Annotated in this window: 17 protein-coding genes and 1 pseudogene; 13 read left to right on the forward strand and 5 right to left on the reverse strand. The window is 69.6% G+C overall.

Annotation, left to right across the window (positions count from 1 at the left end; translation table 11 throughout):
• Nucleotides 1–90: 90 nt before the first annotated feature.
• The 4 genes and pseudogenes from ACIBAF_RS42115 to ACIBAF_RS42130 form a co-directional block, all read right to left on the reverse strand.
• A complete protein-coding gene (locus ACIBAF_RS42115; protein ID WP_399470859.1) occupies nucleotides 91–240 on the reverse strand; it encodes a hypothetical protein in 150 nt (49 codons plus the stop codon).
• 64 nt (nucleotides 241–304) lie between these two features.
• Entirely contained in the window at nucleotides 305–1,390 is a 1,086-nt protein-coding gene (locus ACIBAF_RS42120; protein WP_399470861.1) for an IS630 family transposase, read from the reverse strand.
• A gap of 306 nt (nucleotides 1,391–1,696) precedes the next feature.
• Nucleotides 1,697–2,170 (reverse strand): annotated as a pseudogene (locus ACIBAF_RS42125) (ISAzo13 family transposase); the annotation flags it as partial.
• Between the two features lie 1,039 nt (nucleotides 2,171–3,209).
• Nucleotides 3,210–4,670 (reverse strand): IS1380 family transposase, encoded by a 1,461-nt coding sequence (locus ACIBAF_RS42130; RefSeq protein ID WP_399470863.1) that lies wholly within the window; start codon nucleotides 4,668–4,670, stop codon nucleotides 3,210–3,212.
• 298 nt (nucleotides 4,671–4,968) lie between these two features.
• Here ACIBAF_RS42130 and aroC point away from each other — a divergent pair, with 298 nt between their 5' ends.
• The 7 genes from aroC to nusB all read left to right on the forward strand — a co-directional run bounded on the left by aroC (nucleotide 4,969) and on the right by nusB (nucleotide 11,089).
• Nucleotides 4,969–6,153 carry a chorismate synthase gene (gene aroC, locus ACIBAF_RS42135; RefSeq protein ID WP_399470865.1) on the forward strand — a complete coding sequence of 395 codons (1,185 nt, stop codon included), beginning with the start codon at nucleotides 4,969–4,971 and terminating at the stop codon, nucleotides 6,151–6,153.
• Nucleotides 6,150–6,665 (forward strand): shikimate kinase, encoded by a 516-nt coding sequence (locus ACIBAF_RS42140; protein ID WP_399470867.1) that lies wholly within the window; start codon nucleotides 6,150–6,152, stop codon nucleotides 6,663–6,665. Before aroC ends, ACIBAF_RS42140 begins: the two co-directional genes overlap by 4 nt.
• Nucleotides 6,662–7,756, forward strand: coding sequence for a 3-dehydroquinate synthase (aroB, locus tag ACIBAF_RS42145; protein ID WP_399470869.1), 1,095 nt, complete (start codon nucleotides 6,662–6,664; stop codon nucleotides 7,754–7,756). Before ACIBAF_RS42140 ends, aroB begins: the two co-directional genes overlap by 4 nt.
• A gap of 230 nt (nucleotides 7,757–7,986) precedes the next feature.
• Nucleotides 7,987–8,868 carry a Pro-rich N-terminal domain-containing protein gene (locus ACIBAF_RS42150; protein WP_399470871.1) on the forward strand — a complete coding sequence of 294 codons (882 nt, stop codon included), beginning with the start codon at nucleotides 7,987–7,989 and terminating at the stop codon, nucleotides 8,866–8,868.
• Nucleotides 8,869–8,929: 61 nt separating this feature from the next.
• Nucleotides 8,930–10,036 (forward strand): aminopeptidase P family protein, encoded by a 1,107-nt coding sequence (locus ACIBAF_RS42155; protein WP_399470873.1) that lies wholly within the window; start codon nucleotides 8,930–8,932, stop codon nucleotides 10,034–10,036.
• A gap of 49 nt (nucleotides 10,037–10,085) precedes the next feature.
• Nucleotides 10,086–10,652: an elongation factor P gene (gene efp, locus ACIBAF_RS42160; RefSeq protein WP_020117452.1), complete on the forward strand. Its 567-nt coding sequence runs from the start codon at nucleotides 10,086–10,088 to the stop codon at nucleotides 10,650–10,652.
• A gap of 2 nt (nucleotides 10,653–10,654) precedes the next feature.
• The gene (gene nusB, locus ACIBAF_RS42165; RefSeq protein WP_399470875.1) at nucleotides 10,655–11,089 is read left to right on the forward strand and encodes a transcription antitermination factor NusB; all 435 of its coding nucleotides are present in this window, start codon (nucleotides 10,655–10,657) and stop codon (nucleotides 11,087–11,089) included.
• Between the two features lie 161 nt (nucleotides 11,090–11,250).
• On the opposite strand, the gene bldD is transcribed toward nusB, so the two are convergent.
• On the reverse strand, nucleotides 11,251–11,751 hold the full coding sequence (bldD, locus tag ACIBAF_RS42170) for a transcriptional regulator BldD (RefSeq protein WP_009313753.1): 501 nt from the start codon (nucleotides 11,749–11,751) through the stop codon (nucleotides 11,251–11,253).
• A 240-nt stretch (nucleotides 11,752–11,991) separates the two neighbouring features.
• On the opposite strand from bldD, the gene pyrR reads away from it, so the two are divergent.
• The 6 genes from pyrR (at nucleotide 11,992) to carB (ending at nucleotide 19,968) form a co-directional block, all read left to right on the forward strand.
• Nucleotides 11,992–12,576 carry a bifunctional pyr operon transcriptional regulator/uracil phosphoribosyltransferase PyrR gene (pyrR, locus tag ACIBAF_RS42175; RefSeq protein WP_399470878.1) on the forward strand — a complete coding sequence of 195 codons (585 nt, stop codon included), beginning with the start codon at nucleotides 11,992–11,994 and terminating at the stop codon, nucleotides 12,574–12,576.
• Between the two features lie 96 nt (nucleotides 12,577–12,672).
• On the forward strand, nucleotides 12,673–13,671 hold the full coding sequence (locus ACIBAF_RS42180; protein ID WP_399470880.1) for an aspartate carbamoyltransferase catalytic subunit: 999 nt from the start codon (nucleotides 12,673–12,675) through the stop codon (nucleotides 13,669–13,671).
• A 4-nt stretch (nucleotides 13,672–13,675) separates the two neighbouring features.
• On the forward strand, nucleotides 13,676–14,962 hold the full coding sequence (locus tag ACIBAF_RS42185) for a dihydroorotase (RefSeq protein ID WP_399470882.1): 1,287 nt from the start codon (nucleotides 13,676–13,678) through the stop codon (nucleotides 14,960–14,962).
• Complete coding sequence (locus ACIBAF_RS42190) at nucleotides 14,959–15,528, forward strand: hypothetical protein (protein ID WP_399470884.1); 570 nt, start codon at nucleotides 14,959–14,961, stop codon at nucleotides 15,526–15,528. The genes ACIBAF_RS42185 and ACIBAF_RS42190 overlap by 4 nt, the downstream gene beginning before the upstream one ends.
• Nucleotides 15,525–16,667: a glutamine-hydrolyzing carbamoyl-phosphate synthase small subunit gene (carA, locus tag ACIBAF_RS42195; RefSeq protein ID WP_399470886.1), complete on the forward strand. Its 1,143-nt coding sequence runs from the start codon at nucleotides 15,525–15,527 to the stop codon at nucleotides 16,665–16,667. Before ACIBAF_RS42190 ends, carA begins: the two co-directional genes overlap by 4 nt.
• Nucleotides 16,660–19,968 (forward strand): carbamoyl-phosphate synthase large subunit, encoded by a 3,309-nt coding sequence (carB, locus tag ACIBAF_RS42200; RefSeq protein ID WP_399470888.1) that lies wholly within the window; start codon nucleotides 16,660–16,662, stop codon nucleotides 19,966–19,968. Before carA ends, carB begins: the two co-directional genes overlap by 8 nt.
• Nucleotides 19,969–20,015 lie beyond the last annotated feature (47 nt).

Below are 20,015 nucleotides of genomic sequence, written 5' to 3' on the forward strand. Positions count from 1 at the left end.
CCGAACAGGCGACGGCCGAACCAACGAATCTGAACACCCATCAACCCCTGCTGACCAGCTGATCAGCACATCCCGCATGACGGGGGAACCTCAGTGCTGCAGCTTGGCCAGCTCGGCCGCCTGCTGCTCGAACTTCCCCATCAGCTCAGCCAGTTGTGTGGCCAGCGTCGTAATCTGCGCGTCCTGACGGCGGGCGAGCACGATGAGCTCTTCCCGGGACAGCGACTCAAGATCGGACACAACAAGATCCAACCACACCGCCGCCCCTCACCCCTCACGGGCCGTCACCAGCAGCCCGCGGCCATCACCCTTCGATTAGCTGCTGAATGTTTGCCTGGACGAGTCGGACCTTGGCGAGGATCTCGTCGGCGGTGGCGGTCCAGGTGAAGGGCTTCGCGTTCTCGTTCCAGGAGTTGATGTAGTCGCGGATCTGCTTGACCAGGACGTTGACGCTGGAGAACGTGCCACGGCGGATGGACTGCCGGGTGATGATCCCGAACCAGATCTCGATCTGGTTCAGCCACGAGGACCCGACGGGGGTGAAATGGAAGTGGACGTGCGGGTTTTTCGCCAGCCACGCCTTCACGTCCGGGGTGGTGTGCGTGGACAGGTTGTCCAGGACGACATGGATCTCCTTTCCCGCATGCGGCTTGACGGCCTTCTTCAGGAACGCCAGGAAGTTCGCGCCGTTCCGGTTCGGCTTGCACTCGCCCAGCACTTCACCGGTCGTGATGTTCAGTGCGGCGAACAGGTTCGTGGTGCCGTGCCGCACGTAGTCGTGGGTGCGCTTCTCGGCGGCCGCGAAGGTCACCGGCAGCACCGGCTGGGTCCGGTCCAGGGCCTGCACCTGTGTCTTCTCGTCGACCGACAGCACCACGGCGCCACCGGGCGGGGCCAGGTACAGGCCGACGATATCGGCGACCTTTTCCGCGAACGCCGGGTCTTTCGAGATCTTGAAGGTGCCCGAACGATGCGGTTTCAGGTTCTCCTCACGCCAGATGCGGGCAACGTAGTGCCAGGACACCGAAATGCCCTCGCGCCGCTTCAAGTGGTCGGCCAGCGTTCGCGTCGACCAGTGCGAGAGCCCGGAATCCGCCGGCGGCGACATCCTCGTCAAGGCGATCACCCGGGCCCGCGTCCGCGGCGGCACCTGAGTTCGCGGCCCGCCCCGGCGTTTGTCCTCCAGCCCGGCAACACCCCGCTCGGCATAACGGGACTTGCAGCGGTCCACCGTCAGCGGTGCCACACCGGCGAGCTCGGCGATGTCCTTTCGGCGTCGCCCCTTGGCCGACCACAACACGATCCGCGCGCGAAGCGCCACGACAGCTGGCACATCCCGCGAACCCGCCAACTCCCGTAGCTCAGCCATCTGTTCAGAGGAGAGATCCATACCAGACTCAACGATCACAGACGCCTCAGGTTCCACAAACAGAATCACAAGACACTAGTGGAACCGAATCGTGATATTGAGGTTCCCCCGAGACGTGGGGATGGGTGACAGAGGGGCAGATGGGTCTCACGAGAGGAGCCCAGACGATGCCTGCCCCGAGGAAGTACCCGCTGGAGTTCGTGAGCGTGCGGTGCGGATGTACCGGACCGCCGAGCCGAAGCCCGTGATCCGCCGCATGGCCGAGGAACTCGGCGTGCACCACGAGGCTCTGCGCAACTGCGGTTGCCGACCAACTCCTCCTATTGTGGTGTCCACGCTGATCACCGGATCTCCGGCGGCCTGGAAGTCCTTGGCGTGGTCGTTGATATAGCGGAACTGCGCATCGCGGTAAAGGTGTTGCGCACCTTCGATGGTCTTGGCGTTGCACTGCAGACTGAAGCTCTCCTCGCGCAGCACGGCCCCACCGTGTCCGCCGAGATCTGGTGCCCATGCTGGGCTGGCTCGGCAGCCGTTGCCTGGTCGGCTTCGTCGTCCAGCGCAGTGGCGCCATCCGGTCCCCGCGTACATCCGGTTCCACCAGGGCCAGCAACGCGGGGCGAAGGTCCGGATCTAGGTCCACCGCACGCTTGCGGCCCCACCAGACCGGCGCACCCGCCCCAACGGTGCCTCACCGGACTTCAGTTTCGTCACCCCACATGACACGGTGCCCTCCCGGGCTCCGGCCGCACGAGCGACGAGCCTGATGCCTCCATGGCCCAGCGACCGTGCTTCTGCTTCTATGGCCCGCCATCGCTGCCGCTCGCCAAGATGCGGGAACGGCGTCGCGAACTTTGCTGCCTGGACCGCCTCGATCCCCTCTTGACTACCTATAGCACGGCAACCAGCCTCGAAGTCGGAATCAAGGCTTGTTTCCCGACAATCCCTAATAATTCGGCCTTAAGTCAAAGCCCATCACTCCTGCGATCGCCAGGCCGAACAACAGAAACGGCCCGCCGAGGAAACCGACGGGCTGTCCCGAAAGATTGAGGCCACTAACACCTCAAAAGCCAAGGTTAGCGGAGAAGTCGACTCACCCGGGCCGCCCCCAATCCGTGCATGAATTCAAAAGGGTACTCCCTTCGAAACGGCCGACCTGAACTCCGATAATGTTTATGCCCTTGTTGTCTTGTGCCGTTGTGTACCAGGTGTTACCGGTGTCTTTTCCGTCGTACCAGTGATGCCAGGCCCAATTGTGGCGATCTCCGTTAGAGTCAAGGGTTAGGAGTCGAACCGCCACATGATTTCCGTCTGCTTTTAGGTCCAGAACGCCAACAGCCACGTCGACGATCCCGGTAATGCTACCCCGCCAATCCCCAGTCGCATTGCCGCCAGCACCTGTAGTGCTGCAGCTTGCAGCATCAGCCGCGTGCGCCGTGCCGGTGGAGGCTATGGTCCCCATAAGTAAGCAGCCAGCGACGGCCAGCGTGGAACGTTTCTTCATTCCGATTCCTTTTATCTTGAATTGAAGTGTGGAGGCTGGATCGACTACTGTGTGAGCACGCCCGGGAGGACAACACAATAGTGTGATGATCTTTCCTATGTCTTCATGGTCCTGTCAAGGTGGGACTCCAGCGTTCTCGCGGTTGGCCTGAAGTCGCCGTATAGGTTCGACCTCGATTCTTCCGAGGGCTGACGGCGACGTCGTGAGCGGCTGGCTGGCCGATATGTCCCGTGCCGTGTCAGGAGTGGCCGTCGCGTGACGCTGCGGGGGCGTCGGGTTCCACGGGCCCGAGGGTGGTGCGTTCTGTCCTTTCGGTGTCGTCGGGGTGGTGGCCGGCCGTCAGGCGAGGGCCGGAAGCCGGTGGGCTTGCTGCCAGGCGGTGGTGAACGCCGCTGCCCAGGGCCAGGTGCGGTCGAGGTGGAGGGTGCGCCTGCGGGCGTGGGCGGTGAGCCGGGCGGGCAGGTGGTACAGCTTCATCCGGATGGTCTCCGGCTGTGCGGCGGCGAGTTCGGGCTCGTCGTGCAGAAGGAGGAGCCGGGTCCAGGCATCGAGGTCGGCGGCGATCGTGGCGGCCAGTACCCAGGCGGCGTTGAGCTGCCAGGACTTCGAGGGCAGCAGTCCGAGGCCGACCCGCTTGATCGCTTTGACGCGGTCCTCGACCTCGGCGTGATCACGGTAGAGGGCGTCGACGAACCACACCTGCCCGGAAGCGCGCACCCCGGAAAACCCCTGGTGGGCGGGGATGTTCGTGGCGATGATCTGGTAGCGCCAGCCGGTGCGTTTCTCGAAGGCGGTCAGCTTCTTCAGATCCCGGCGTGAGGGCTTGACCCGGCGCACGATCAGCCGTATTCCCCCGGGCCAGCCGGTCAGGTCACGGACCCCGGTGATCTCGGCGACCTGGTAGGAGACCAGGTCGCCGTCGGGGCCCTTGATCTCGTGGACCTCGCCGTCCTGCCGCAGTGCGGCCGTCCACACCTTCTCCGGCAGCAGCGCGATGGCCTGCTCGTCCGTGGCGTTGATGGCCCAGCCGGTCACCCAGCGCACCCGGCGCCGGCTGGTGGTCAGACTCTGGAGATGGTCCAGGACCTCGTGGCTGAAGGCCGCGCCGTCGATCCGCACCAGCAGCTTCGACCACAGAGGCAGCGGGAGCTGCCGAAACGCCGAGGCCAGAACCGTCTTATGGTCGGCGACATCGTTCGGCGGCGCGTTGCCGGGCCGCAGCAGCATGGCGACGCACTCACGGGTGTTGGCCACCCACGCCCCCAGCGGCATGTGACCGAAGCTGCCCTTGAAGGTGCCCGCCGCGCCGTCCTTGCGGCTGGTGCAGGCGACGATGGTCGCGCCCAGGTCCAGGACGTACCAGCCGGACAGCTCCCGGCCGCACACCGAGATCCAGGGGAAGCCGCCGGGCCGCAGAGCCAGCAGCGTCCACACCAAGCGGCGCACAGCAGCGCGGACGCGCTCGATGCGGGCAGCGACCGGGCCGTCGATCGTCGCCAGAGTACGGCGCAGGGTGCTGTCCGAGACCGGGCGCAGGAACAGCGGCCGCCAGTGGTACTGCAGTCGCTCGGCTTCCAGGACGTTCGTCGCGCCGAGCACGATCGCACAGGCCAGCTGGACAAGCGCCATACCCCGGTCCCGCCAGCCCGGCCCGTCTCCCTTCGGCAGCGCCGCACTCAGCGCGGTGACCAGGCCGGTGCGGTCTGCGACCTTCCGCAGCAGCACCACGCCCGCGTGGCCGACCAGGCTCTTGCCGTCGGCCCGCACGACGAGCCGGTGATCCCATTCGGTAACCTGCACCTGTTGGGTGTCTCTTCCTCGCGACGGTTTTGATCTAGGCAATCCAGATCATCGCAGGTGGGAGGCACCCTTCTTCTGTCGGGGTGTCAGGTCACGGTCGTAGCTGAATACATGAGGTCGACAATGCGTGGAGTATCCGTCGTTTCGTCCGTCTAATGGACCGCGGCACCGGTCTGTGCCGCGGACGTGGGAGGATTGGAGCTGGCGGGCCAGGGCCGCGCACCGGTCACGCCGACGACGCACGCGAAGCAAGCGCGTGCGCAGAGCAGTACCAGGGCGCGAGCACTGAGGAGCATCGTTGAGCAGGCTGCGCTGGCTGACCGCGGGGGAGTCCCACGGTCCCGCACTTGTCGCCACGCTGGAGGGCCTTCCCGCCGGCGTGCCGATCACCACGGACATGGTGGCCGACCACCTGGCGCGACGGCGGCTCGGCTACGGGCGCGGCGCGCGGATGAAGTTCGAGCGCGACGAGGTGACCTTCCTCGGCGGCGTCCGGCACGGTCTCACCCTGGGCTCCCCGGTGGCGGTCATGGTGGGCAACACCGAGTGGCCGAAGTGGGAGCAGGTGATGGCGGCCGACCCGATCGACCCGGAGGTCCTCGCCGGTCTCGCCCGCAACGCCCCGCTCACCCGCCCGCGCCCCGGCCACGCCGACCTCGCCGGGATGCAGAAGTACGGCTTCGACGAGGCCCGCCCGATCCTGGAGCGCGCCTCCGCCCGCGAGACGGCCGCCCGGGTCGCGCTCGGCGCGGTCGCCCGGTCGTACCTGAAGGAGACGGCGGGCATCGAGATCGTCTCCCACGTGGTCGAGCTGGCCGCCGCCAGGGCGCCCTACGGCGTCTACCCGACCCCCGCCGACGTCGAGAAGCTGGACGCTGACCCGGTGCGCTGCCTGGACGCGGACGCGTCGAAGGCGATGGTCGCGGAGATCGACCAGGCCCACAAGGACGGCGACACCCTCGGCGGCGTCGTCGAGGTGCTGGCCTACGACGTCCCGGTCGGCCTGGGCTCGCACGTGCACTGGGACCGCCGACTGGACGCCAGGCTGGCCGCGGCCCTGATGGGCATCCAGGCGATCAAGGGCGTCGAGGTCGGCGACGGCTTCGACCTCGCCCGTGTGCCGGGTTCGAAGGCGCACGACGAGATCGTCACCACGCCCGAGGGCATCCGTCGCTCCACCGGCCGCTCCGGCGGCACCGAGGGCGGTCTGACCACGGGCGAGCTGCTGCGCGTGCGGGCGGCGATGAAGCCGATCGCGACCGTGCCGCGCGCCCTGCAGACGGTGGACGTGGCCACGGGCGAGGCGACCCAGGCGCACCACCAGCGCTCGGACGTGTGTGCCGTGCCGGCGGCCGGGATCGTGGCCGAGGCGATGGTCGCCCTCGTCCTGGCGGACGCGGTGGCGGAGAAGTTCGGCGGCGACAGCGTCCCCGAGACCCGCCGCAACGTGCGGTCGTACCTCGACAACCTGCACATCCGATGAGCGGGCCGCTGGTCGTCCTGGTCGGCCCGATGGGCGTCGGCAAGTCCACCGTCGGGCAGCTGCTGGCCGAACGGCTCGGCGCCGGATACCGGGACACCGACGACGACATCGTCGCCGAGCAGGGCCGCAGCATCGCGGAGATCTTCGTCGACGAAGGCGAGGACGCCTTCCGCGCGATCGAGAAGCAGGCGGTGCACCGCGCGCTCGCCGAGCACGACGGCGTCCTCGCGCTCGGCGGCGGCGCGATCCTGGACGCCGACACGCGCGGCCTGCTGGCCGGGCAGCGCGTGGTCTACCTGGCGATGGACGTCGAGGAGGCCGTCAAGCGCACCGGCCTCAACGCGGCCCGCCCGCTGCTCGCCGTCAACCCGCGCAAGCAGTGGCGCGAGCTGATGGAGGCCCGCCGTCACCTGTACGAGGGCGTTGCCACGGCGGTGATCGCGACGGACGGTCGCACGCCCGAAGAGGTCGCCCAAGCAGCCCTGGACGCTTTGGAGTTGAAGGAAGCATGAGCAGCGAGTCCGTGACGCGGATCCGGGTCGGCGGCAGCGCGGGATCGGAACCCTACGAGGTTCTGGTCGGCCGTCAGCTGCTGGGGGAGCTCGGCGGGCTGATCGGGGACCGCGTCAAGCGGGTCGCGGTGATCCATCCCGAGGCGCTGGCGGAGACCGGGGACGCGCTCCGCGCCGACCTGGCCGGGCAGGGCTTCGAGGCCGTCGCCATCCAGGTGCCCAACGCGGAGGAGGCCAAGACCGCGGAGGTCGCCGCCTATTGCTGGAAGGCGCTGGGCCAGTCCGGGTTCACGCGCACGGACGTCGTCGTGGGCGTGGGCGGCGGCGCGACCACCGACCTCGCGGGGTTCGTCGCGGCGACCTGGCTGCGCGGGGTGCGCTGGATCGCCGTGCCGACCACGGTGCTGGCCATGGTCGACGCGGCCGTCGGCGGCAAGACCGGCATCAACACCGCCGAGGGCAAGAACCTCGTCGGCTCCTTCCACCCGCCGGCCGGCGTGCTGTGCGATCTGGCGGCGCTGGACTCCCTCCCGGTCAACGACTACGTGTCGGGTCTCGCGGAGATCATCAAGGCCGGTTTCATCGCCGACCCGGTGATCCTGGATCTGATCGAGTCCGACCCCGAGGCCGCCCGCACCCCGGCGGGCCCGCACACCGCCGAGCTGATCGAGCGCTCCATCCGGGTCAAGGCGGACGTGGTGTCGTCCGACCTGAAGGAGTCGGGGCTGCGGGAGATCCTCAACTACGGTCACACCCTCGCGCACGCCATCGAGAAGAACGAGCGCTACAAGTGGCGGCACGGCGCGGCCGTGTCCGTGGGCATGCACTTCGCCGCCGAACTGGGCCGCCTGGCGGGCCGGTTGGACGATGCCACGGCCGACCGCCACCGCACGGTTCTGGAGTCGGTGGGGCTGCCGCTGCACTACCGGTACGACCAGTGGCCCAAGCTGCTGGAGACGATGAAGGTCGACAAGAAGTCCCGCGGCGACCTGCTGCGTTTCATCGTCCTGGACGGCCTGGCCAAGCCCACCGTGCTGGAAGGACCCGACCCGGCCGTCCTGCTCGCCGCGTACGGCGAGGTGGGCGAGTAGGACCGCGGGACGGGACAGGCGGACCGCAGGACGAGCCGGGCGGGCCCGCAGGACGGCCGAGTAAGTCCGCCCGGTCCTCTTCCGCCCGATTCGCCTTCCACACCGGGCACTTCGGACCGCCCCCGGCCGTTCACCAATCGACGGCCGAGGGCGGTACCGTTCAGTAGCGAAGAGGGGTCCGCACCCCGACAGCCAGCGCCCATTGCCTGTACGAGACGGAGTGGCACCGGATGCAGCACGCAGTGGGTTCTCCGCTGCCGCCGCCCCACCAGCCGGGGCACGGTCCGGGCGTCGGCTGGTCGCCGGGCGCGGGACACCCGGGCCCGCACCAGCCCGGCAGCGCCCCTCAGCCGCAGCCGGGATATCTCGGCGCCCCCTCGGGCCCGGTCCCGCCCGCGCCCCAGCCGCCGGTCCCGCCCGTGCCGCATCCCCCCGCCCCGCAGCACGCGCCCGTCCCGCAGGGCGCCGACACCACCGGGCACGTCCCGCTGCCGCCCGGCGGCCCCGTCCCCATGCCCAGCGCGCCGCCCGCCCCGACGATCCCCGACCCGACGGCCACGACGCTCGCCGTCCTGCTGATCGGCCCCGCAGGCGCCGGCAAGACCAGCGTCGCCAAGTACTGGGCCGACCACCGCCGGGTGCCCACCGCCCACGTCAGCCTCGACGACGTACGCGAATGGGTCCGCTCGGGCTTCGCCGACCCGCAGTCCGGGTGGAACGACCACTCCGAGGCGCAGTACCGCCTCGCCCGCCGCACCTGCGGCTTCGCCGCGCGCAACTTCCTGGCCAACGGCATCTCGTGCATCCTGGACGACGCGATCTTCCCCGACCGCCCGGCCGTCGGCCTGGGTGGCTGGAAACGACACGTGGGCCCGGGCCTCCTGCCCGTCGTCCTCCTCCCCGGCCTGGAAGTCGTCCTGGAACGCAACGCCGAACGCTCCGGCAACCGCCGCCTCACCGACGAGGAGGTCGCCCGCATCCACGGCCGCATGGCCGGCTGGTACGGCTCGGGCCTCCCCATCATCGACAACTCCCAACTGGACGTCCCCACCACGGCAAGAGTCCTGAACGACGTACTGGCCCGCGCCATCGCCAGCCCTCCGAAGTGGTGACGCGTTCCCCCGAACGCCTCTCCAACCAGCACAATCCGGCCACCCCTCCTACGCTCGTCTCATGTCAGAGGTGTACGAGGTCCGCCGATCCCGCCTACGGGAGCGCTGCAACGCGGCCGGCAGCGTGGCAGCGCTGGTCTCTCGCCCCGCCAACGTGAGATACCTCGCAGGCGTGGCCCCCCACGGCGCCGTCCTGCTGCTGGGAAAACGCGAGGACCTCCTCGTGTGCGTCGGCCCGCTCGACGACCGTCCGGGCGAGGGGCGACCGGACGACGCCCTGCGCGTCCACTCCCTCTCCCACGCCGGAGGCGATCCGGCGGTCGCCGCCGCAGACCTCCTCATGGCCCAGGGCGGAGACTCCCTCGCGGTCGAGGAACACCACCTCACGGTGGCCCGGCACCGGGAACTCCGCTCGGTCGCCCCGCGGCTGCGCCTGGCGGACCTGGGCGGCGCGGTGGAACAGCTCCGCGTCGTGAAGGACGAGGAGGAGATCTCCTGCCTCCGCATCGGCGCCGAGATCGCCGACCAGGCCCTCGGGGAGCTGCTGGAGTCCATCCTGGTCGGGCGGACGGAGCGGCACCTCGCCCTCGAACTGGAGCGCCGCCTCATCGACCACGGCGCCGACGGCCCCGCCTTCGCCACGTCCGTCGCCACCGGCCCGAATTCCGGCCGGCGCGGACACCGGCCGTCCGACCGACGCGTCGAAGAGGGCGACTTCCTCACCGTCTGCCTGGGCGCGGCCTACCGCGGCTACCGTGGTGAGATCGGCCGTACCTTCGTGATCGGCACGTCCCCGGCCGACTGGCAGATCGAGCTGTACGACCTCGTCTTCGCCGCTCAGCGGGCCGGACGCGAGGCCCTGACGCCCGGCGCCGCCTACCGTGACGTGGACCGCGCGGCACGCCAGGTGCTGGACTCCGCGGGGCACTCCGAGGGCCTCCCGGTGATCATCGGGCACGGTGTCGGACTCGAAAACGAAGAGGACCCGCAGTTGACTCCCGCGGCCATGGGTAAACTGGACGCTTGCGTGCCGGTCACCGTCGAACCGGGGGTCCACCTCCCGGGCCGGGGCGGTGTCCGGATCGATGACACGCTCGTCGTGCGCCCCGAGGCGGACGGCGGACCCGAGCTACTCACCATCACGACCAAGGAGCTGCTCGCGCTGTAGGAGTGCGTGCCCCGGGGTCGTCCACGTCAGTCCAGGAGATTCCGCAACCGTGGCTTCCACGAACGACCTCAAGAACGGCCTGGTGCTCAAGCTCGAAGGCGGCCAGCTCTGGTCCGTCGTCGAGTTCCAGCACGTCAAGCCCGGCAAGGGCCCGGCCTTCGTGCGCACCAAGCTCAAGAACGTGCTTTCCGGCAAGGTCGTCGACAAGACGTTCAACGCCGGCGTCAAGGTCGAGACGGCCACCGTCGACAAGCGCGACATGCAGTTCTCCTACATGGACGGCGAGTACTTCGTCTTCATGGACATGGAGACCTACGACCAGCTCATGGTCGACCGCAAGGCCGTCGGCGACGCCGCCAACTTCCTCATCGAGGGCTTCACCGCCACCGTCGCGCAGCACGAGGGCGAGGTGCTCTTCGTCGAGCTGCCGGCCGCCGTCGAGCTCGTCGTCCAGGAGACCGAGCCGGGCCTTCAGGGCGACCGTTCCACCGGTGGCACCAAGCCCGCGACCCTGGAGACCGGCCACCAGATCCAGGTCCCGCTCTTCATCACCACCGGTGAGAAGATCAAGGTCGACACCCGCACCAGCGACTACCTCGGCCGGGTGAACAGCTAACCGTGGCTGCCCGCAACACGGCCCGCAAGCGCGCCTTCCAGATCCTCTTCGAGGGCGACCAGCGCGGAGCCGACGTCCTGACCGTCCTCGCGGACTGGGTCCGGCTCTCCCGGGCCGACACCCGGCAGCCGCCGGTGAGCGAGTACACGATGCAGCTGGTGGAGGGCTATGCGCAGTATGCGCGGCGCATCGACGAGCTGATCTCCCAGTACTCGGTCGGCTGGACGCTGGACCGGATGCCGGTCGTCGACCGCAACATCCTCCGTCTCGGCGCCTACGAGCTGATCTGGGCCGACGAGACGCCGGACGCGGTCGTCCTCGACGAGATGGTGCAGCTGGCGAAGGAGTTCTCCACGGACGAGTCGCCCTCGTTCGTGAACGGCCTGCTCGGCCGCCTCAAGGAGCTCAAGCCGTCCCTGCGCAGGGACGACGCCTAAGCGGTACGACACGCCGGAGGGCCCGCAGCGTCAACGCTGCGGGCCCTCCGGCATCCGGGTGCCCCGCGGGCCTCACAGGCCCGCAGAACGCCGTCGGGGTGGCCGGAACCGCTGGGTTCCGGCCACCCCGAGGGTACGTTTCTGCTCAACCGCGGAGCGGCTCAGCTCTCCTCGTGGGAGACCGCGCGACGCGCGTCCGCGTCCAGGACGCCCCAGCTGATCAGCTGTTCGGTCAGGACCGAGGGCGACTGGTCGTAGATGACGGCGAGGGTGCGCAGGTCGTCCTGGCGGATCGACAGCACCTTGCCGTTGTAGTCACCGCGTTGCGACTGGATCGTGGCGGCGTAACGCTGCAGGGGACCCGCCTTCTCGACCGGCACATGGGCCAGTCGCTCCAGGTCCAGGACCAGCTTCGGCGGGGGCTCGGCCGCCCCGCCGGGGGTGGTGCCCGGCAGCAGTTCCTGCACGGGAACGCCGTAGAAGTCCGCCAGCTCGGCAAGGCGCTGCACGGTCACGGCGCGGTCGCCGCGCTCGTACGAACCGACCACGACCGCCTTCCAGCGTCCCTGGGACTTCTCCTCGACACCGTGGAGGGAAAGGCCCTGCTGGGTGCGGATCGCCCGGAGTTTGGCCCCGAGTTGTTTGGCGTATTCGCTGGACATATAGCTCCCCGGCACTGGGTCGACGCGGCAGGAGCCGCGTGCTGGTAACTCACTGTGAGGTTACGCAGCGTGATTCTTCTGCGTCAAGCCGAATGGTCCACACCGACTCTTCCGTGGTATCCGTGGCCGATTGCGCCAAGGGGGTGATCCGGCGTGTCCTCCCGGCCTGCTACCGTTGATGGCGCAAATCCGACGTCCTTTAAGGTCCGTCCCGTGAGGCGGAGAAGGAGGTCCGTTTCTATGGACAAGCAGGACACCCCGCAGGATTCCCGGCAAACCGATGCGCGGCCCGTGCTCGAAGGCCCCGACATCGCGCGCGTGCTGACGCGCATCGCCCACGAGATCGTCGAACGCGCCAAGGGCGCCGACGACGTGGTGCTCCTCGGCATCCCGACCCGCGGCGTCTTCCTCGCCCAGCGGCTCGCCGCCAAGCTGGAGCAGATCACCGACCGCAAGATCCCGGTCGGCTCCCTCGACATCACGATGTACCGCGACGACCTGCGCATGCACCCGCCGCGTGCGCTGGCCCGCACCGAGATCCCCGGTGACGGCCTCGACGGCAGACTGGTCGTCCTCGTCGACGACGTGCTCTTCTCGGGCCGCACCATCCGCGCCGCCCTCGACGCCCTGAACGACATCGGGCGACCGCGCGCGGTGCAGCTCGCGGTCCTCGTCGACCGCGGCCACCGGGAACTGCCCATCCGCGCCGACTACGTCGGCAAGAACCTCCCCACGTCGCTGCGGGAGACGGTCAAGGTTTTGCTCGCCGAGGAGGACGGTCGCGACACCGTGCTGCTCGGTGTGAAGCAGACCGCCCAGCAGTAGCACGCGCGCGCGTGCGGCCGGATGTGCCGTACGTCCCGCCGTCATGCCCCTGCCTGCCCGCTTTCTCCCCATGAACTGCCTTACGGAGCCTGACAGATGCAGCGTCATCTCATCTCGGCCGCCGACCTCACCCGCGACGACGCCGTCCTGATCCTCGACACCGCCGAGGAGATGGCCCGGGTCGCCGACCGGCCCATCAAGAAACTGCCGACCCTGCGCGGCCGCACCATCGTCAACCTGTTCTTCGAGGACTCCACGCGCACGCGTATCTCCTTCGAAGCCGCCGAGAAGCGCCTGTCCGCGGACGTCATCAACTTCTCCGCCAAGGGTTCCTCCGTGTCCAAGGGCGAGTCCCTGAAGGACACCGCGCAGACGCTGGAGGCCATGGGCGTCGACGCCGTCGTCATCCGGCACGGCGCCTCCGGAGCGCCGTACCGCCTGGCCACCTCCGGGTGGATCGACGCGGCCGTCGTCAACGCCGGCGACGGCACCCACCAGCACCCCACCCAGGCCCTCCTGGACGCCTTCACCATGCGCCGCCGCCTGGTCGGCCGGGACGCCGGGATCGGGCAGGACCTCGCCGGCAAGCGCATCACGATCGTCGGCGACGTCCTGCACAGCCGGGTCGCCCGCTCCAACGTCGACCTGCTGCACACCCTCGGCGCCGAGGTCACCCTGGTCGCCCCGCCCACCCTCGTCCCGGTCGGCATCGAGAGCTGGCCCTGCGAGGTGTCGTACGACCTCGACAGCACGCTGCCCAAGTCCGACGCGGTGATGATGCTGCGCGTGCAACGGGAGCGGATGAACGCCGCGTTCTTCCCGACCGAGCGCGAGTACTCGCGGCGCTACGGCCTCGACGGCGACCGCATGGCGAAGATGCCCGAGCACGCCATCGTGATGCACCCCGGCCCGATGGTCCGCGGCATGGAGATCACCGCCGAGGTCGCCGACTCCGAGCGCTGCACCGTCGTCGAGCAGGTCGCCAACGGCGTGTCCATCCGGATGGCCGTCCTCTACCTGCTCCTGGGCGGCGCTGTGTTCAGTTCCAAAGACGTGCCCGCCGTCGCCCACGCCCGTACCACCGAGGAGAAGTAAGCACATGAGCAAGATCCTGATCCGTGGTGCGAAGGTGCTCGGCGGGGAGCCGCAGGACGTCCTCATCGACGGCGAGGTCGTCGAGGCCGTGGGCGCGGGCCTGTCCGACGAGGGCGCGACGGTCGTCGAGGCCGCCGGCAAGGTCCTGCTGCCGGGGCTGGTCGACCTGCACACGCATCTGCGCGAGCCCGGCCGCGAGGACTCCGAGACCGTGCTGACGGGTACGCGTGCCGCGGCCTCCGGCGGTTACACGGCCGTCTTCGCCATGGCCAACACCTTCCCCGTCGCCGACACCGCCGGCGTCGTCGAGCAGGTCTGGCGCCTGGGCCGCGAGCACGGCTACTGCGATGTGCAGCCCATCGGCGCCGTCACGGTCGGCCTGGAGGGCAAGAAGCTCGCCGAGCTGGGCGCCATGCACGAGTCGGCCGCCGGTGTCACCGTCTTCTCCGACGACGGCAAGTGCGTCGACGACGCGGTGATCATGCGCCGCGCCCTGGAGTACGTGAAGGCCTTCGGCGGGGTCGTCGCCCAGCACGCGCAGGAACCGCGGCTTACCGAGGGCGCCCAGATGAACGAGGGCGTCGTCTCCGCCGAGCTGGGGCTCGGGGGCTGGCCCGCGGTGGCCGAGGAGTCGATCATCGCCCGGGACGTCCTGCTCGCCGAGCACGTCGGCTCCCGCGTCCACATCTGCCACCTCTCCACCGCCGGGTCGGTCGAGATCGTCCGCTGGGCCAAGTCCCGCGGCATCGACGTCACCGCCGAGGTCACCCCGCACCACCTGCTCCTGACGGACGAGCTGGTCCGGTCCTACAACCCGGTCTACAAGGTCAACCCGCCGCTGCGCACCGAGCGCGACGTGCTCGCCCTGCGCGAGGCCCTCGCCGACGGCACGATCGACATCGTCGCCACCGACCACGCCCCGCACCCGCACGAGGACAAGGACTGCGAGTGGGCTGCGGCCGCCATGGGCATGGTCGGCCTGGAGACCGCGTTGTCAGTGGTCCAGGAGACGATGGTGGAGACCGGGCTCCTCGACTGGGCCGGGGTCGCCGACCGCATGTCCCGCACGCCCGCCCGCATCGGGCAGGCCACGGGGCACGGCCGCCCCGTCTCGGCAGGTGAGCCCGCCAACCTCACGCTCGTCGACACGGAATACCGTGGGTCCGTGGACCCCGCGGGCTTCGCCTCGCGCAGCCGCAACACCCCGTACGAGGGGCGTGAGCTGCCGGGCCGTGTCACGCACACGTGGCTCCGGGGCAAGGCCACGCTCGTCGACGGGAAGCTCACGTGACATCTGCTGCACTACTGCTCGCGGCCGAGAAGGAATCCGCCGCGGTGACCGACTGGGCCGCACGAGTCGGCTGGGTCGTCGGCCTCGGTCTGTTCGTCGCGCTCGTGTACTGGCTGATGCGCGAGGGCTGGAAGTGGCGCGGCACGCTCCAGGGCGACCTCCCCGAGCTGCCCACCGCGCCGTCCGAGCCCGGCGAGGCGAGACTGACGATGAGAGGCCGCTACCACGGCTCCACCACCGCCGGGCAGTGGCTCGACCGCATCGTGGCGCACGGCCTGGGCGCCCGCAGCCGGGTCGAGCTCACCCTGACGGACGCGGGACTGGACGTCGTACGCCCCGGCGCGACCGACTTCTTCGTCCCCGTCGGCGCGCTGCGCGAGGCGCTGCTCGGCAAGGGCATCGCCGGCAAGGTCCTCACCGAGGGCGGACTGCTGGTGGTGACCTGGGCGCACGGCGACAAGCTGATCGACTCCGGCTTCCGGTCCGACCACGCGGCCGAGCACGCCGAGTGGGTCGAGGCCATCAATTCCATGATCAAGAACAACACGACGGAAGGCGCACGATGACGACCTCCACCAGGGGAGTCGCGAAGACTCCCGCCGTACTCGTCCTGGAGGACGGCCGGATCTTCCGCGGCCGTGCCTACGGGGCCGTGGGGGAGACCTTCGGCGAAGCGGTGTTCTCCACCGGCATGACCGGCTACCAGGAGACCCTGACCGACCCGTCCTACGACCGCCAGATCGTCGTCGCGACCGCCCCGCAGATCGGCAACACCGGCTGGAACGACGAGGACGACGAGTCCAGCCGCATCTGGGTCTCCGGCTACGTCGTGCGCGACCCCGCGCGCGTGCCGTCCAACTGGCGCGCCAAGCGCTCCCTGGACGACGAGCTCGTCGCCCAGGGCGTCGTCGGGATCTCCGGCATCGACACCCGCGCCCTCACCCGCCACCTCCGCGAGCGCGGGTCGATGCGCGCCGGCGTCTTCTCCGGCGAGGCGATCGCCGCCGACTCCGAGCTCCTCGCGCGCGTGCAGGCCCAGCCGCACATGAAGGGCGCGAGCCTCTACGAGGAGGTCGCCACCAAGGAGGCCTACGTCGTCCCGGCGGTCGGCGAGAAGCGGTTCACCGTCGCCGCCGTCGACCTCGGCATCAAGGGCATGACCCCGCACCGCATGGCCGAGCGCGGCATCGAGGTGCACGTGCTCCCGGCGACCGCCACCGAGGAGGACGTCTACGCCGTCGACCCGGACGGGGTGTTCTTCTCCAACGGCCCCGGCGACCCGGCCACCGCCGACGGTCCCGTCGCCCTGGTGACCGCCGTGCTCGCGCGCAGGACGCCGCTGTTCGGCATCTGCTTCGGCAACCAGATCCTCGGCCGCGCCCTCGGCTTCGGCACCTACAAGCTGAAGTACGGCCACCGGGGCATCAACCAGCCCGTCCAGGACCGTACGACCGGCAAGGTCGAGGTCACCGCGCACAACCACGGCTTCGCCGTCGACGCGCCGCTCGACCAGGTCAGCGAGACGAAGTTCGGCCGCGCCGAGGTCTCCCACGTCTGCCTGAACGACGACGTCGTGGAGGGGCTGCAGCTGCTCGACCAGCCGGCCTTCTCCGTCCAGTACCACCCCGAAGCGGCAGCGGGCCCGCACGACGCCGCCTACCTGTTCGACCGCTTCGTATCCCTGATGGAGGGCCAGCGTGCCTAAGCGCACCGATATCCAGTCCGTCCTGGTCATCGGCTCCGGCCCGATCGTCATCGGCCAGGCCGCCGAGTTCGACTACTCCGGCACCCAGGCGTGCCGCATCCTGCGCGCCGAGGGCCTGCGCGTGGTCCTTGTGAACTCCAACCCGGCGACGATCATGACCGACCCGGAGATCGCCGACGCCACCTACGTCGAGCCGATCACCCCCGAGTTCGTCGAGAAGATCATCGCCAAGGAGCGCCCCGACGCCCTGCTGCCCACCCTGGGCGGCCAGACGGCCCTCAACACGGCCATCTCGCTCTCCGAGAACGGCGTCCTTCAGAAGTACGGCGTCGAGCTGATCGGCGCCAACGTCGAGGCCATCAACAAGGGCGAGGACCGCGACCTGTTCAAGGAGGTCGTGGAAGAGGTCCGCAAGAAGATCGGGCACGGCGAGTCCGCCCGCTCGGTCATCTGCCACACCATGGACGAGGTCATCGCCGGCGTGGACACGCTCGGCGGCTACCCCGTCGTCGTCCGCCCCTCCTTCACCATGGGCGGCGCCGGCTCCGGCTTCGCCCACGACGAGGAGGAGCTGCGCCGCATCGCCGGGCAGGGCCTCACGCTGTCGCCGACCACCGAGGTGCTCCTGGAGGAGTCCATCCTCGGCTGGAAGGAGTACGAGCTGGAGCTGATGCGCGACAAGCACGACAACGTCGTGGTCGTCTGCTCCATCGAGAACTTCGACCCCATGGGCGTGCACACCGGCGACTCGATCACCGTCGCGCCCGCGATGACGCTGACCGACCGCGAGTACCAGATCCTGCGCGACATCGGCATCGCGGTCATCCGCGAGGTCGGCGTCGACACCGGCGGCTGCAACATCCAGTTCGCGGTGAACCCCGAGGACGGTCGCGTGATCGTCATCGAGATGAACCCGCGCGTGTCGCGTTCCTCGGCCCTCGCCTCCAAGGCGACCGGCTTCCCCATCGCCAAGATCGCGGCCAAGCTCGCCGTCGGCTACACCCTCGACGAGATCCCGAACGACATCACGCAGGAGACCCCGGCCTCCTTCGAGCCGACGCTCGACTACGTGGTCGTGAAGGCCCCGCGCTTCGCCTTCGAGAAGTTCCCGAGCGCCGACTCCACGCTGACGACGACCATGAAGTCGGTCGGCGAGGCCATGGCCATCGGCCGCAACTTCACCGAGGCCTTCCAGAAGGCGCTGCGCTCGCTGGAGAGGAAGGGCAGCCAGTTCACCTTCGTCGGCGCGCCCGGCGACAAGGACGAGCTGCTGCGCGAGGCGGTCCGGCCCACCGACGGCCGCATCAACACCGTCATGCAGGCCATCCGCGCGGGCGCCACCCCCGAGGAGGTCTTCGAGTTCACGAAGATCGACCCCTGGTTCGTCGACCAGCTCTTCCTCATCAAGGAGACCGCCGACGACCTGGCCGCCGCCGACCGCCTGGACGGCGAGCTGCTCGTCGAGGCCAAGCGGCACGGCTTCTCCGACCAGCAGATCGCCGAGATCCGCGGTCTGCGCGAGGACGTCGTGCGCGAGGTCCGGCATGCGCTGGGCGTCCGCCCGGTCTACAAGACGGTCGACACCTGCGCCGCCGAGTTCGCCGCGAAGACGCCGTACTTCTACTCCTCCTACGACGAGGAGAGCGAGGTCGCGCCGCGCGAGAAGCCCGCGGTGATCATCCTGGGCTCCGGCCCGAACCGCATCGGCCAGGGCATCGAGTTCGACTACTCCTGCGTCCACGCCTCCTTCGCGCTGTCCGACGCCGGGTACGAGACCGTGATGGTCAACTGCAACCCGGAGACCGTCTCCACGGACTACGACACCTCCGACCGCCTGTACTTCGAGCCGCTGACGCTGGAAGACGTGCTGGAGATCGTCCACGCGGAGGCGCAGGCCGGGCCGATCGCCGGTGTCGTCGTCCAGCTCGGCGGCCAGACCCCGCTCGGTCTGGCGCAGGCGCTGAAGGACAACGGCGTGCCGATCGTGGGCACGCCTCCGGAGGCCATTCACGCGGCCGAGGACCGGGGCGCCTTCGGGCGCGTGCTCGCCGAGGCCGGCCTGCCGGCCCCGAAGCACGGCACGGCCACCACCTTCGCCGAGGCCAAGGCCATCGCCGACGAGATCGGCTACCCCGTCCTCGTCCGGCCGTCCTACGTCCTCGGCGGGCGCGGCATGGAGATCGTCTACGACGAGACCCGGCTGTCGTCCTACATCGCCGAGTCGACCGAGATCAGCCCCACCCGGCCGGTCCTCGTCGACCGTTTCCTCGACGACGCCATCGAGATCGACGTCGACGCGCTCTACGACGGCACCGAGCTTTACCTCGGAGGCGTCATGGAGCACATCGAGGAGGCCGGCATCCACTCCGGCGACTCGGCCTGCGCCCTGCCCCCGATCACCCTGGGCGGCTTCGACATCAAGCGGCTGCGCGCCTCCACCGAGGCGATCGCCAAGGGCGTCGGCGTCCGCGGCCTGATCAACATCCAGTTCGCGATGGCCGGCGACATCCTCTACGTGCTGGAGGCCAACCCGCGCGCGTCCCGCACGGTCCCCTTCACCTCGAAGGCGACCGCGGTGCCGCTGGCGAAGGCCGCCGCCCGGATCTCGCTGGGCGCGAGCATCGCCGAGCTGCGCGCCGAGGGGCTGCTCCCGGCCACCGGCGACGGCGGCGAGCTGCCGCTGGACGCGCCGATCTCCGTCAAGGAGGCCGTGATGCCGTGGACCCGCTTCCGGGACACCTCCGGGCGCGGCGTCGACACCGTCCTCGGCCCGGAGATGCGCTCCACCGGCGAGGTCATGGGCATCGACTCCGTCTTCGGCACGGCGTACGCCAAGTCGCAGGCGGGGGCGTACGGCCCGCTGCCCACCAAGGGCCGCGCGTTCATCTCGGTCGCCAACCGCGACAAGCGCTCGATGATCTTCCCGGCGCGCGAGCTGGTCGGCCACGGCTTCGAGCTGCTCGCCACCTCCGGCACCGCCGAGGTCCTCAAGCGCAACGGCATCAACGCCACGGTCGTGCGCAAGCAGTCCGAGGGCCCCGGCCCGAACGGCGAGAAGACCATCGTCCAGCTCATCCACGACGGCGAGGTCGACCTCATCGTCAACACCCCGTACGGCACCGGCGGCCGCCTCGACGGCTACGAGATCCGTACGGCGGCCGTGGCGCGGTCCGTGCCGTGTCTGACGACGGTCCAGGCGCTCGCCGCCGCCGTCCAGGGCATCGACGCCCTCAACCACGGGGACGTGGGCGTCCGCTCGCTCCAGGAACACGCGGAACACCTGACCGCGGCCCGCGACTAGCAGCCGACGAGGGGGACACCGGAAACGGTGTCCCCCTCTGCATGAGG

Origin of the sequence: Streptomyces sp. NPDC051677 (assembly GCF_044453465.1) — a bacterium.
Classification (GTDB): Bacteria; Actinomycetota; Actinomycetes; order Streptomycetales; family Streptomycetaceae; genus Streptomyces.

Coding starts and splice junctions, on each gene's coding strand:
- ACIBAF_RS42120 (WP_399470861.1), bottom strand. CDS start 1,390: ATGGATCTCTCCTCTGAACAGATGGCTGAGCTACGGGAGTTGGCGGGT.
- ACIBAF_RS42140 (WP_399470867.1), top strand. CDS start 6,150: ATGAGCGGGCCGCTGGTCGTCCTGGTCGGCCCGATGGGCGTCGGCAAG.
- aroB (WP_399470869.1), top strand. CDS start 6,662: ATGAGCAGCGAGTCCGTGACGCGGATCCGGGTCGGCGGCAGCGCGGGA.
- ACIBAF_RS42150 (WP_399470871.1), top strand. CDS start 7,987: ATGCAGCACGCAGTGGGTTCTCCGCTGCCGCCGCCCCACCAGCCGGGG.
- ACIBAF_RS42155 (WP_399470873.1), top strand. CDS start 8,930: ATGTCAGAGGTGTACGAGGTCCGCCGATCCCGCCTACGGGAGCGCTGC.
- bldD (WP_009313753.1), bottom strand. CDS start 11,751: ATGTCCAGCGAATACGCCAAACAACTCGGGGCCAAACTCCGGGCGATC.
- pyrR (WP_399470878.1), top strand. CDS start 11,992: ATGGACAAGCAGGACACCCCGCAGGATTCCCGGCAAACCGATGCGCGG.
- ACIBAF_RS42180 (WP_399470880.1), top strand. CDS start 12,673: ATGCAGCGTCATCTCATCTCGGCCGCCGACCTCACCCGCGACGACGCC.
- ACIBAF_RS42185 (WP_399470882.1), top strand. CDS start 13,676: ATGAGCAAGATCCTGATCCGTGGTGCGAAGGTGCTCGGCGGGGAGCCG.
- carA (WP_399470886.1), top strand. CDS start 15,525: ATGACGACCTCCACCAGGGGAGTCGCGAAGACTCCCGCCGTACTCGTC.